Raw genomic sequence first — 12,835 nt, 5'->3', positions numbered from 1 at the left:
CAGAGGGGGGTGTCTGACACATGCGCGCACTCGATCGTCTGCTCCGTCCCAAAACCATCGCTGTCTTCGGCGGTCTTCAGGCTGCCGAAGTCATCAAGCAATCCCAGAAAATGGGGTTCTCCGGCGAGATATGGCCGGTCCACCCGAAACATGACGAAGTGCTTGGCCTCAAGGCCTATCGCTCCGTTGCCGATCTGCCCGGCAGTCCCGATGCCGCCTTTGTCGGCGTCAACCGCTTTCTGACCCTCGATATCGTCAGGCAGTTGCGCGAACGCGGCGCGGGCGTTGCCGTCTGCTACGCCTCGGGGTTTCTTGAAGCTGGCGCCGACGACGCGGATGGCGCACGCCTGCAGGATGAACTGATCGCGGCGGCGGGCGACATGCCCATCATCGGTCCGAACTGCTATGGCCTGATCAATTACTGCGATGGCGCCCTGCTCTGGCCGGATCAGCATGGCGGGCGCAGGCTCGCCGCCGATGAGCGCGGTGTCGCCATCATCACCCAATCTTCCAACATCGCCATCAACATGACGATGCAGACGCGCGGCTTGCCGATTGCCCATGTCATGACGGCAGGCAACCAGGCGCAGACCGGCCTGCCCGACATGGCCATTGCCCTGCTCGAGGATGAACGGGTCACGGCGCTGGGCCTGCACATCGAGGCGTTTCAGTCGGCAGCAAAGTTTGAGGCATTGGCCAAACGGGCGCGGGAACTGAACAAGCCAATTGTCGCCATGAAGGTCGGACGCTCCGCGCAGGCGCGTGCCGCCACGGTGTCGCACACTGCCTCGCTGGCCGGATCGGATGCGGCATCGGATGCATTTTTGAAACGGCTCGGCATTGCCCGCGTCAATTCCATCGCCTCGTTCCTCGAAACCTTGAAACTGCTGCATGTGCATGGGCCGCTCGATGGCGATACGCTGTGTTCCATGAGCTGTTCCGGCGGCGAAGCCTCCGTCATGGCCGACAGTGCCGAGGGACGATCGATCCACTTTCCACCGCTTACACCGGAGCATCGCGCCAAGGTCAAATCCACGCTGGGGCCGCTGGTCGCCGTCGCCAACCCGCTGGATTACCACACGTTCATCTGGAACAACGAACCGGCGCTGACCGAGACGTTCACGGCCATGGTATCCGGCGGTTTTGCCCTGAGCTGTCTCGTGCTCGATTTTCCGCGCAAGGACCGCTGTTCCGATGTCGACTGGTGGTCGACGGTGCGCGGCCTTGAATCGGCCCTCAAAACCAACAGGGCCAAGGGCGCCATCGTCGCCTCGCTGCCGGAAAATATCCCGGAGGCGTACATGGCCGGGCTGATGGCGCAGGGCATTGCGCCGCTCTGCGGCATCACCGAGGCATTCGACGCGGCCGAGGCCGCCGCCTTCATCGGTAAGGCATGGAAGACACCCCTTGCCCAGCCGGTCGTCTCCCCGGAAATCCGTGACACGGACGAACAGGCGCCCGACGAAGCCGCCGCAAAGGCTCTTCTGGCGAAGCATGGCCTGCCCGTGCCCTTGGGCTGGCGCTGCCAGACGGTCGACGCCGCGATTGCGGCTGCGGAGGACCTGACGTTCCCGGTTGCGCTCAAGGCGCTCGGCGTTGCGCACAAATCCGAACACAATGCCGTGCGGCTCAATCTGCGCGATGCGGACGCCGTGCGCGCGGCGGCAACCGACCTGATTGCCATCGGCAGCGGCCTCTATGTCGAGCGCATGGTGACCGACGCCGTTGCGGAACTGATCGTCGGCATTGTCGATGATCCGCAGTTCGGGCCGCTGATGACCCTCGGAACCGGCGGCGTGCTGGTGGAACTGCTGCAGGACAGTGTCACGCTGCTGTTGCCCTCCAGCCGTGCGCAGATCGAAGCCGTCCTTCGCTCCCTGCGCATGTTTCCGCTGCTCGACGGTTATCGCGGCAAGCCGAAGGCTGATCTGGATGCGGCGCTGGATGCCATCCTTGGCATTGCCGGATTTGCGGTCAAGAATGCCGGCCGGATCGTTGAACTCGATATCAATCCGCTGCTTGTATGCCGCAGCGGCCAAGGCGCATGGATCGCCGATGCATTGTTGATCACCAGGGGAGAGCTGCATGAATGATGTTGTCAGGACGCGCCGCGAGGGCGGTATTCTTGAAGTCACGCTGGACCGTCCGAAGGCCAATGCCATTGACCTGAAGACCAGCCGCCTGCTCGGTGAAACGTTTCAAAAGTTCCGTGACGATCCGGAGCTTCGGGTCGCGATTGTGCAGACCGAAGGTGACAAGTTCTTCTGCGCCGGCTGGGACCTCAAGGCCGCCGCAGGCGGCGATGCCGTGGACGGCGATTACGGCGTCGGCGGCTTTGGTGGCCTGCAGGAACTGCGCGACTTCAACAAGCCTGTCATCGCGGCGGTCAATGGCATGGCGGTGGGCGGCGGGTTCGAACTCGCCCTCTCCTGCGACCTCATCTATGCCTCCGACCATTCGAGCTTTGCCCTGCCTGAGATTCGCGCGGGCACGCTGGCCGATGCCGCCACGGTGAAACTACCCAAGCGCATTCCCTACCACGTCGCCATGGACCTGCTTCTGACCGGCCGCTGGATGGATGTCGCCGAGGCGCACCGCTGGGGTCTCGTCAATGAGGTCCTGCCCAAGGACAAGCTGATGGAACGGGTGTGGGAGATCGCCCGGCTTCTGGAAAGCGGCCCGCCGCTGGTGTTCGCCGCCATCAAGGAAGTGGCGCGCGAAGCGGAAGACATGAGCTTCCAGGATGCCATGAACTGGATCACCAAGCGCAAATTCCGTACGGTTGACATGCTTTATGCTTCGGAAGACGGTCAGGAAGGCTTCAAAGCCTTTGCCGAAAAACGCGATCCCGTATGGAAGGGCAGATGAGCACGGATTATTCAGTCCTGATCGACGCGGAAACCTGGGCCTTCATCGAGCGGACGAACAGCTTTTATCCGCCCGATGCCGTCGACTATACCGTCGCGCAGCAGCGCGACGTCTACAACACCATGTGCAAGGCCTTTTTTGCCGGCTACCCCGCGGGCGTCTCGGCAATGGATCGTTTCATCGAGGCTGATGGCCGCAGGATTCCGGTGCGTCTCTACGACAAAGCAGGCACAAACCCGCAAGCGGTATGCCTCTATTTCCACGGCGGCGGTTTTGTCGTCGGCGGTCTCGACAGTCATGACGATGTCTGCGCCGAGATTTGCGAGAGCACCGGATTTCACCTCATCGCGGTCGACTATCGCCTTGCGCCGGAACATGCGCACCCCGCCTCGTTCGAGGATTGCCTTGCGGCATTCGAACACGTGGCGGCAACATCCAGCCTGCCGATTGTCCTGTGCGGCGACAGCGCCGGCGGCAATCTGGTGGCAGCCGTGTCGCACCATGTGCGCCATAGCGATCGCGCGCCGATCGGCCAGGTCATGGTCTATCCGGGACTGGGCGGCGCGCAGGACCAGGGGTCTTACCTCACCCAAGCGGAAGCACCGATGCTGACGACGCGCGACACCGCCTATTATGCGAAAATCCGAAGCGGCGGCCGCGACTGGTCGACCGACCCGCGCTTTGCCCCGCTGGCCGATACGGATTTTTCCGGCCTGCCCGATACTGTCGTGATCTCGGCCGAATGCGATCCGCTTTCCGACGATGGCAGGCAGTATTGTCAGCGCGTCACAGCGGCGGGCGGCAAGGCGATCTGGAACAATGAGCCCGGCCTCGTGCACGGCTATCTGCGTGCCCGCCACAGTGTTACGCGCGCGCGCTCCAGTTTCCGCCGCATCTGCACCGCCGTGCATCTGCTGGGTCAGGGGCGCTGGCCGGGTCAGCTTTAGAAGTTATCAGAAGTAATACATGCGTTCTGCTTATCTCCCCCTTTGTGGGGGAGATAAGACTACATCAGTTTCCCGCACTCGCCATACGCCGGTTCTTGACCGCACCTTCCAGCCAGCCCAGCTCCATTTCCGGAACCGATGACAGCAGCAGGTCGGTATAGGCATCGAAGGGCGGCTTCAGCACCTGCGTTTTCGGACCGTAGCGCACCACCTCGCCGCGATACATCACGGCGATGGCGTCGGCGATGGATTTCACCGTCGCAAGATCGTGGGTGATGAAGAGATAGGCGACATGTTCGTCCGCCTGCAGGTCGAGCAGCAGTTTCAGGATACCGTCGGCGACAAGCGGATCGAGTGCGCTGGTCACCTCGTCGCAGATGATCAGCTTCGGCTTGGCGGCGAGCGCCCGGGCGATGCAGACGCGCTGCTTCTGTCCGCCGGACAGTTCGGCGGGGTAGCGGTCGGCAAAGCCCTTGCCCATCTCGATCTTGTCGAGCAGTTCGGCAATGCGTGCGTCGCGCTCCTTGCCGCGCATGCCGAAATAGAATTCGAGCGGACGGCCGATGATCGTGCCGATGGTCTGGCGCGGGTTCATCGCCACGTCGGCCATCTGGTAGATCATCTGCAACTCACGCAGATCGTTGCGCGTGCGGTTGGCAAGGCGCGGCGAAAGCGTGCGCCCGTCAAAGGTGATCGTGCCTTCCATCGGCGGCAGCAGACCGGTGATGGCACGCGCCAGCGTGGATTTGCCCGAGCCGGATTCGCCGACAACCGCCAGTGTCTGGCCGAGATGCAGATCCACGGAGACGTTCTTCAATACCTTGACCAGCCCGCCGCCATAGGCCGCGGTGATGTTCTGCACCGACAGGATGGGTGTGTCAGCGCTCGTCTTTTCCTGATGCGGGATGTGATGCACCGACACCAGCTGGCGTGTATAGTCCTCGCGCGGTTCCTTGATGATCTGGCGCGTATCGCCATATTCCACCATCTTGCCGTGGCGCAGCACCATGATGTCGTCGGCCACCTGCGCCACCACAGCCAGATCGTGCGTGATGTAGAGCGCGGCTACGTTGGTGTCGCGGATGGCATCCTTGATCGAGGCAAGCACATCGATCTGCGTGGTCACGTCGAGCGCCGTTGTCGGCTCGTCGAACACGATCAGATCCGGCTCGGAACACAGTGCCATGGCGGTCATGGCCCGCTGCAATTGCCCGCCCGAGACCTGATGCGGAAAGCGCTGCCCGAAGGTTTCAGGGTTGGGCAGACCGAGCTTCTTGAACAGGCCGACGGCGCGTTTTTCCGCCTCGGCGCGCGTGGCGATCCTGTGCTGCAGCGCCGCTTCAACCACCTGGTCCATCAGCTTGCGCGCCGGATTGAAGGCAGCGGCGGCAGACTGCGCGACATAGCAGACCTCACGCCCGCGGATTTGCCGCAGGATGGTCGCACCGCCTTTGAGAATGTCGCGGCCGTTGAGCAACACCTCGCCGCCGGTGATGCGCACGCCGCCGCGGCCAAATCCCATGCCGGACAGGCCGATGGTGGATTTGCCGGCACCGGATTCGCCGATCAGGCCGAGCACCTTGCCGCGTTCAACCTTTACCGAGACATTGTCGACGATCACCACATTGCGCGGCGCTTCGCCGGGCGGATAGCTGGTGGCCTCGATCCGCAGATTGCGGATGTCGAGAAGCAGGCCGGTCTTGTCCTTCGCAGGCGCTTTAGCCATTGCCGCGTCCTCCCTTCAGGCTGGTGGTCCGGTTGAGAATCCAGTCGGCGACGAGATTGACCGAGATGGCGAGGATCGCGATGGCGGCCGCCGGGATCAGCGCGGCCGGAATGCCGAAGACGATGCCTTCCTTGTTTTCCTTGACCATGCCGCCCCAGTCCGCATCCGGCGGCTGGACGCCGAGGCCGAGGAAGGACAGCGCCGACAGGAACAGCACGGCAAAGATGAAACGCAGGCCAAGTTCGGCAACCAGCGGGGTCAGGGCGTTGGGCAGTATCTCGCGGAAAATGATCCAGATACGCCCCTCGCCGCGCAGCTTTGCCGCCTCGACGAAATCCATGACATTGATATCGACCGCCACGGCCCGCGCCAGCCGGTAGACGCGCGTGGCATCGAGCAGGCCCATGACGAGGATCAGCGTGGTGACATTGCCGGGCAGGACCGACAGCACCACAAGCGCGAAGATCAGCGTCGGGATCGCCATGATCAGATCGACGAAACGCGACATCAGCTGGTCGAACCAGCCGCCGATGACGGCGGCGGCAAAACCCAGCACCGAGCCGAGAATGAAGGACAGCGCCGTCGCCATGGCGGCGATGAAGATGGTGATGCGCGCGCCGTAGATCATGCGGGAAAGCAGGTCGCGGCCGAGATTGTCCGTGCCGAGCCAGTATTTCGCCGACATGGGCTCCCACACATCGCCAACGGTTTCGCCGACGGAATAAGGCGCAACCCACGGCGCAAAGATGGCCGCGAACAGGAAGACCGCCGTGATGATCAGGCCGATCCAGGCGCTGATGGGGATGTTCTTAACATTCAGCATGGCGCGGCCTCACTTGGGATGTCTGAGGCGGGGATTGGAAACAATCGCCACGATATCAGCAATGATGTTGAGGGTGATGTAAACAGCCGCGAAAACCAGTCCGCAGGCCTGCACGACCGGCACGTCGCGCTTGGCCACGTGATCGACCAGATACTGCCCCATGCCGGGATAGACGAAGATCACCTCGACCACGACGACACCGACGACAAGGAAGGCCAGGTTGAGCATCACCACATTGATGATCGGAGCAATGGCATTGGGGAACGCATGACGGGCGATGATCTGGAACGGCGTCAGCCCCTTCAGCTCAGCCGTTTCGATATAGGCCGACTGCATGACGTTGAGAATGGCCGCCCGGGTCATGCGCATCATATGCGCGAGAACGACGAGCGTCAGCACCGTCACCGGCAGGGCGATGGCGCTCAGCCTTTCGCCGAGCGGCATGCCGTCATAGACGGTCGAGACGCTCGGAAACCATTGCAGGCGCACGGCGACGAAGTAGATCAGAAGATAACCGGTAAAGAACTCCGGCAACGACGTCGATGCGAGGCCGAGGCCGGAGATGATCTTGTCCACCCAGCCGTTGCGGTAGCGCACGGCCAGCAAACCCAGTCCGATGGCGAGCGGAATGGAAACCACCGCCGCCCAGAAGGCGAGGAACAACGTGTTCCACAACCTCCCTTTGAGCGACGATGCGATGTCCTGCCCACTGGAAAGCGCCGTGCCGAGATCACCGGTCAATATGCCGCCGAGCCAATGCAGGTAGCGGATATAGGCCGGATCGTTCAGCCCCATGTCACGCCGCAGGTTTTCCAATGCCTCCGGTGTGGCCGACTGGCCGAGAATGGATTGCGCCACGTCTCCCGGCAATATCTGGGTGCCTGCAAAAATCAGCACCGAGACGGCAAGGAGAAGGAGAAGGCCCATCGCAATGCGCTGGGCCACCAGTTTGAGGACAGGACCGCTCATTCGCCCCGGCCTTAGGCGTTCAGCCAGCAGCGGGACAAGGCATAGCCGCCGCTCATTTCCTGATTGCCGTCCTTCACCCAGCCGCCAACCTTGGCGCTGGTGGCGTCGATGAAGTCGTTGAACATCGGCACGATGACACCGCCCTCGTCGCGCACCGTGACCGACATGTCACGGTACATCTGCTTGCGCTTGACGGGATCAAGTTCGGCGCGCGCTGCAATCAATGTCTTGTCGAACTTTTCATTGAAGAAGCGCGTGTCGTTCCAGTCGGCGGTGGACAGATAGGCGGTCGAATACATCTGGTCCTGTGTCGGACGGCCGCCCCAATAGGATGTCGAGAACGGCTGCTTGTTCCAGACTTCCGACCAGTAGCCGTCGCCCGGTTCACGCTTGACCTCGATCTTGATGCCGGCCTTGGCCGCGCTCTGCTGGTAGAGCTGCGCCGCATCGATGGCGCCGGGGAAGGCAACATCGGAGGTGCGCAGCAGTATGGCGCCGTCATGGCCGGATTTCTTGAAGTGGAAAGCCGCCTTGTCGGGATCGTAGGCGCGCTGCTCGATATCGTCCGAGAACAGCGGATAGGCCTTGTTGATCGGGAAATCATTGCCGATGGTGCCATAACCGCGCAGGATCTTCTGCACCATGTCTTCGCGGTTCATGGCGTATTTCAGCGCCAGACGCAGGTCATTGTTGTTGAACGGCGCCGTGTTGCAATGGGCGATGAAGACGTAGTGTCCCTTGCCCGCCGCGTTCTGGATGGTCACACCCGGCACGCGCTTGACCAGATCGACGATCTTCGGCTCGACGCGGTTGATCATGTGCACCTGGCCGGACTGCAGGGCAGCCGTGCGGGCGGTGGCATCGTTGATGACGATGATTTCGATCTGCGCCGCATGGCCGCGCTTGTCTCCATCCCAGTAATTGGCGAATTTTTCGCCGATGTGCCGTACGCCCGGCTCGTCCTTGACCACCTTGTACGGTCCGGTGCCGATACCGGCAGTGGGCTTGTCCTTGCCGCCGTTCGGCTGGATCATCAGATGGTAGTCATCCATCAGGAACGGCAGGTCGGCATTGGCTTCTTTCAATGTGAAAACAACGGTATCGCCGTCTTTCTTCACGCTTTCGATGCCCTTCATGACGCCAAGGGCGCCGGACTTCGAATTGGCGTCGGAGTGGCGCTCCATCGTGGCCACGACGTCATCGGCCGTCATGTCCTTGCCGTTGTGGAACTGCACGCCCTTGCGGATCTTGAAGGTCCAGACCTTGGCGTCGGGGGTTGATCCCCATTCGGTTGCCAGTTTTGGATTGAGCGTGCCGTCCGGCTGGATTTCGACAAGCTGCTCGCCCCACTGGCGGCCGAACTTGTACGGCACCTGGCTCTGCCATGTCGCGGGATCCATGCTGTCGGTCGAGGCACCGCCCTGCATGCCGGCTTTCAGCGTGCCGCCCTTGACCGGGCCTTCGGCGAGGGCCGCACTGGACAGAAGTGAATTGGCAAAAACGGTGGTGACACCGAGGGCTGCTGCACGGCCGAGAAAGTCACGCCGCGACAGATGTCCGCGGGCGACCTTGCGGCTCAGATAATCGAGTTCTCTTGACATACCCATTCCCCTTTTGTTGCTTGGAACGCATGGCGTCCAAATTCGGTTTTTGTGAATTATGCGACTTGATACCCGTAAATTTCAACCGTTAACGTGATTGTCTAACGTTCTCCTCCAGCAATCAGATGTATTGACGCGCGATCGTCTCGGCGAAATTCCGCTCGAAAACCAGTTCGTCATTTTCGTAGGCTTCGATCCGGCCGGTCAGATGAAAATTGGCCTTGTCCGACCGCATCGTGGTGAACGTTTCCGTGCGGACGCGCCATTCGTCGCGGCCGGACAGTTCCGTCCAATGCGTCTCGCCATAGGCGGACAGCGGATCGTCCGCATGGATTTCCCAGCGTTCGCGCGCCACGCTGCCGTGGACGAGCCCATGTTCCTTGTCCCGGGCTTCGCCAAAATCATCCTCGATCGACAGGATGATCCTGCCGTTGACCTGATCATGTTCGATCCGGCGGCTGTTCGTGCCCTTGCGCAGGATGTCGAGCTGCCAGGGCGATGCGGCCTCGGGCTCGGGAAAGGTCCATTCATCGCCGGTGGCGAGATCGCGCGACGGCAGGGCGAGCGCGCCCGCATGCAGCGTCAGGCTGACCGCTTCCGGCGATGGCCAGACCATCGGCCAATAGCTGGAGGAAACGGCGACGCGCAGGCGGTGCCCGGCGGGTACGCGATAAGCGATATCGTCGAGCTTGAAGCGGATTTTTACCGGTTCGCCCGGCGTGAGCGCTTGGGGTTTTTCATGGCTGTCGCGGTGACACAGGTTGAACACGCCATAGGTGATGCGCGTTGAAGCACCATCGGGATGCACGTCGCACAGGCGCACGGCAACCATGGCAACGGGCTTGTCGCTGGACACGGTCAGGCTGATTTCCGGCGCGCCGACAATATCGACTGCTTTTTCCAGGATATCGCCGTCATAGCAGACCGACAGCGCATCATCGCGGCGCTGGTCGCCGGGAAGCTCCGGCCCGAGCCAGATGGCGCAATATTCGCCGCCCATCATGCCGCAATCCTGCGGCGAGGCGACGAGATGGGAAAACGCCCCGCCCCGTCTGGCGCTCAGGGACTTGTCGGCACCGAGCTGAAGGATTTCACTGCGGATCGTTTTGGACGGCCATTGCGGCTCGGCAATCCAGTACCCCGGACGCTCCGTGTACCAGCTTTTCGGACGGACCGAATCCATGAGATAGCCGCGATAGGCCGGATCGTTCTCGACGTCCGTATCGATGTCCTTCAGCCAGCGGTCCCACCAGCGCAGTGCCTCCTGCAGGAAGCCGATGCGCGGTTCCGGCACGGCAAAATGCGGGTATTTGTGCACCCACGGCCCGACAATCCCTTTGACGGGCGCCTTTATGCCTTCCATCAGGCGCGGCACCGCGTTCTTATAGGCATCGCCCCAGCCGCCGACGGCCAGCGTGGCGGCCTTGATGGCGGAAAAATCCTCGCAGACCGAGCCGCGCTTCCAATAGGCGTCGCGCGTCTGGTGCGCCAGCCAGACGGCCGGCAGGAACGGTTCATGATCGAGCCGGTCCAGCCACATGCTGCGCCACTTGTCGCCGACCAGAGCCGGATCGGGCGAGCGGGAGGAATAGGCGAGCATGGTGGCGCCCCATCCCAGATTCTCGTTGAGCAGCAGCCCACCCTTGTAATGGATGTCATCGGCATAGCGGTCGTCAGTGGAGCAGAGCGTGATGATGGCCTTCAGCGCTTCCGGCTGCAGCGCGGCCACCTGCAACGAATTGAACCCGCCCCAGGAAATGCCCATCATGCCGACCTTGCCTGTTGACCAGGGCTGCGCCGCGATCCATTCGATCACCGCGCAGGCATCGTTCAGCTCCTGAACCGAATATTCATCCTCCATCAGACCTTCCGAATCGCCGTTGCCGCGCATGTCGACGCGCAGGCAGGCATAGCCATGCCCGGCGATATAGGGATGGGTGAGATTATCGCGCGCCGTCGTGCCGTCGCGCTTGCGATAGGGCAGAAATTCGAGAATCGCGGGAACCGGATTTTCCATGGCGTCCTCGGGCATCCAGACCCGGGCCGACAGGCGGCAGCCATCGGGCAAGACAATGCCCAGATCGGCGGTTTCTTTCACTTGGTGCTGAAATGTTTCGACTGTCCGCATTATCATCTTTCGTCCTCACAGCGGAGCTGAAAACAGATAACGCACACCGGGCAGAACACCCGGTGAAAACATCAATCCCATTTTCTCGTCTTTTGCGAGGTGTTCCTTTTTATCCTACTATGCGCATCTGTCCGGCTAAGCGGACCAAACACTTGCGACATATGTGCGGTCATTTGCGTCACGATGAAAAAGTCTCATCCGAGCCTCGATGGTATGAGCTTTTCCAGCCGCCGGAACAGGAAAACGATGATGCCGGTGATGACCAGATACCCGGCCGCCAGCAGCAGAAGCGGCTCATAGGTGATGTAGGTATCCTGCCTGACGCGCGAGGCCACGGAGTAGAGATCGACGACCGTAATCGTCGCCACCAGCGGCGTGGATTTCAGCTGCAGGACCGCCTCGCCCGCCAGTGTCGGCAAGGCTCGGTGAATGGCCTGCGGCAGCCAGATGCGGCGGAAAATCGTAAAGCGGCGCATGCCGAAGGCGCGTGCGGATTCGAGCTGTCCCTTGGGCACACCGGCGAAGGCGCCGCGCATGACTTCGCCCTCATAGCCCGCATAGGACAGGGACAGGGCGAGAACGGCATAGGGCCATGCCTGCCGCAGATAAGGCCAGAGTTCAGAACTGCGTATCCACGGATATTGCGGAAACAGCGAGCCCAGGCCGTAATAGAGCAGCCAGAGCTGCAGGAGCAGCGGCGTGCCGCGGATCACCGTGCAGAACACGCGTGCCGGCACCGCCACCACGGCGGGCCCGGCTGCCTGTGCCAGCCCAAGCGGAACCGCCAGCAGAAAGCCGATGATCACGGTGACGACCAGTATCCAGATCGTCCGCCACAGGCCCTGCAGGATCAGATCGCCGTAATTGGGCAGCCAGTCCCAGCGCATGAAGACGATAGCCGAGGCCACAAGCGCGAGGCCGATGAGGATGAGAACGATGCGGTGCGGCGGCAGTGCGCGCGCCTGACCGCTCGTGTCGCTGTCCTTGTGGATCGGGAATGTCTCGATCGGGGTTTCCAGCGGCGTCTCGGTCATTACCGCGCCTCCTTGACGGAAGGCATGCCGCGCCGCGCCCATTGCTCGACCTTGGCAAGGATGACATTGGAAAACAGCGTGATGGCGAGGTAGAGGATGCCGGCGGCGATGAAGAACAGGAAATACGCCTTTGTCGTGCCCGCCGCCTGCCGGGTGACGAGCGTCAACTCGCTGAAACCGACGACTGCCAGCAGCGCCGTATCCTTGGTCGAGATCAGCCAGAGATTGGCAAGGCCCGGCAGCGCATGCGGCAGCATGGCCGGCAGGGTGATGCGGCGCATCATCAGCGTCGGCGACATGCCATAGGCCCGCGCCGCCTCGATTTCCCCCTGCGGAATGGCCTTGATGGCACCGCGCAGCACCTCGGTTGCATAGGCGCCCTGCACGAAGCCGAGAACCACGATCCCCGCCACCAGTCCGCTGATGTCGACGCGCTGATAGCCGAGGCTTTCCAGCACCCGGTTGATCATGTCGGTACCGGCATAGTAGAGCAAAAGGATCAGCACCAGTTCCGGCACGGCACGGACGATGGTGGTGTAGATGGCGGCGATGTCGCGCACCAGCGGGCCGCCATAAAGCTTGCCATAGGCACCGACCGTGCCGATGAGCAATCCCATGCCAAAGGCGCCGACGGCGATCTGCAGCGAATTCGCCAGACCGCGCAGGAGGTTGCCGCCCCAACCCGGCGGATTGGGCGACAGAAGGTCGAACATGCCGGCTATTGCGGCGGGAGCAATCG

General features: G+C 62.1%; 10 protein-coding genes. 3 read left to right on the top strand and 7 right to left on the bottom strand.

The features are described 5' to 3' along the window. The first annotated feature begins 20 nt into the window (after positions 1 to 20). From ACP7B1_RS07295 to ACP7B1_RS07285, 3 genes are read left to right on the top strand one after another with little or no spacing between them, the layout of a single operon-like run. Complete coding sequence (locus ACP7B1_RS07295; RefSeq protein ID WP_346307281.1) at positions 21 to 2,093, top strand: acetate--CoA ligase family protein; 2,073 nt, start codon at positions 21 to 23, stop codon at positions 2,091 to 2,093. Next, positions 2,086 to 2,868 (top strand): carnitinyl-CoA dehydratase, encoded by a 783-nt coding sequence (locus ACP7B1_RS07290; protein WP_223615064.1) that lies wholly within the window; start codon positions 2,086 to 2,088, stop codon positions 2,866 to 2,868. Before ACP7B1_RS07295 ends, ACP7B1_RS07290 begins: the two co-directional genes overlap by 8 nt. After that, the gene (locus ACP7B1_RS07285) at positions 2,865 to 3,815 is read left to right on the top strand and encodes an alpha/beta hydrolase (RefSeq protein ID WP_346307280.1); all 951 of its coding nucleotides are present in this window, start codon (positions 2,865 to 2,867) and stop codon (positions 3,813 to 3,815) included. Before ACP7B1_RS07290 ends, ACP7B1_RS07285 begins: the two co-directional genes overlap by 4 nt. A 64-nt stretch (positions 3,816 to 3,879) precedes the next feature. Here the strand turns inward: ACP7B1_RS07285 and ACP7B1_RS07280 are convergent, their stop codons facing one another. The 7 genes from ACP7B1_RS07280 to ACP7B1_RS07250 form a co-directional block, all read right to left on the bottom strand. Then, complete coding sequence (locus ACP7B1_RS07280; RefSeq protein WP_346307279.1) at positions 3,880 to 5,541, bottom strand: ABC transporter ATP-binding protein; 1,662 nt, start codon at positions 5,539 to 5,541, stop codon at positions 3,880 to 3,882. Beyond that, complete coding sequence (locus ACP7B1_RS07275; protein WP_288193685.1) at positions 5,534 to 6,364, bottom strand: ABC transporter permease; 831 nt, start codon at positions 6,362 to 6,364, stop codon at positions 5,534 to 5,536. Before ACP7B1_RS07275 ends, ACP7B1_RS07280 begins: the two co-directional genes overlap by 8 nt. 9 nt (positions 6,365 to 6,373) lie before the next feature. Then, entirely contained in the window at positions 6,374 to 7,333 is a 960-nt protein-coding gene (locus tag ACP7B1_RS07270; RefSeq protein ID WP_223615068.1) for an ABC transporter permease, read from the bottom strand. A gap of 11 nt (positions 7,334 to 7,344) precedes the next feature. Beyond that, positions 7,345 to 8,934: an ABC transporter substrate-binding protein gene (locus ACP7B1_RS07265; RefSeq protein WP_346307278.1), complete on the bottom strand. Its 1,590-nt coding sequence runs from the start codon at positions 8,932 to 8,934 to the stop codon at positions 7,345 to 7,347. Positions 8,935 to 9,055: 121 nt separating this feature from the next. Further along, complete coding sequence (locus ACP7B1_RS07260) at positions 9,056 to 11,062, bottom strand: CocE/NonD family hydrolase (RefSeq protein WP_346307277.1); 2,007 nt, start codon at positions 11,060 to 11,062, stop codon at positions 9,056 to 9,058. A 194-nt stretch (positions 11,063 to 11,256) separates the two neighbouring features. Then, complete coding sequence (locus tag ACP7B1_RS07255) at positions 11,257 to 12,096, bottom strand: ABC transporter permease (RefSeq protein ID WP_346307276.1); 840 nt, start codon at positions 12,094 to 12,096, stop codon at positions 11,257 to 11,259. Next, positions 12,096 to 12,809, bottom strand: coding sequence for an ABC transporter permease (locus tag ACP7B1_RS07250; protein WP_346307282.1), 714 nt, complete (start codon positions 12,807 to 12,809; stop codon positions 12,096 to 12,098). Before ACP7B1_RS07250 ends, ACP7B1_RS07255 begins: the two co-directional genes overlap by 1 nt. Positions 12,810 to 12,835 lie beyond the last annotated feature (26 nt).

This window comes from Phyllobacterium sp. SL163 (assembly GCF_049896885.1).
In the GTDB taxonomy this organism is placed as follows: Bacteria; Pseudomonadota; Alphaproteobacteria; order Rhizobiales; family Rhizobiaceae; genus Phyllobacterium; species Phyllobacterium calauticae.
The sequence above is the reverse complement of the archived record's forward strand: the minus strand, read 5'-3'. Positions and strand labels throughout refer to the sequence as shown.

Excerpts from the sequence above, each read along its gene's own strand:
- ACP7B1_RS07295 (WP_346307281.1), top strand. The coding sequence starts at position 21 with ATGCGCGCACTCGATCGTCTGCTCCGTCCCAAAACCATCGCTGTCTTC.
- ACP7B1_RS07290 (WP_223615064.1), top strand. The coding sequence starts at position 2,086 with ATGAATGATGTTGTCAGGACGCGCCGCGAGGGCGGTATTCTTGAAGTC.
- ACP7B1_RS07285 (WP_346307280.1), top strand. The coding sequence starts at position 2,865 with ATGAGCACGGATTATTCAGTCCTGATCGACGCGGAAACCTGGGCCTTC.
- ACP7B1_RS07280 (WP_346307279.1), bottom strand. The coding sequence starts at position 5,541 with ATGGCTAAAGCGCCTGCGAAGGACAAGACCGGCCTGCTTCTCGACATC.
- ACP7B1_RS07275 (WP_288193685.1), bottom strand. The coding sequence starts at position 6,364 with ATGCTGAATGTTAAGAACATCCCCATCAGCGCCTGGATCGGCCTGATC.
- ACP7B1_RS07270 (WP_223615068.1), bottom strand. The coding sequence starts at position 7,333 with ATGAGCGGTCCTGTCCTCAAACTGGTGGCCCAGCGCATTGCGATGGGC.
- ACP7B1_RS07265 (WP_346307278.1), bottom strand. The coding sequence starts at position 8,934 with ATGTCAAGAGAACTCGATTATCTGAGCCGCAAGGTCGCCCGCGGACAT.
- ACP7B1_RS07260 (WP_346307277.1), bottom strand. The coding sequence starts at position 11,062 with ATGCGGACAGTCGAAACATTTCAGCACCAAGTGAAAGAAACCGCCGAT.
- ACP7B1_RS07255 (WP_346307276.1), bottom strand. The coding sequence starts at position 12,096 with ATGACCGAGACGCCGCTGGAAACCCCGATCGAGACATTCCCGATCCAC.
- ACP7B1_RS07250 (WP_346307282.1), bottom strand. The coding sequence starts at position 12,809 with ATGTTCGACCTTCTGTCGCCCAATCCGCCGGGTTGGGGCGGCAACCTC.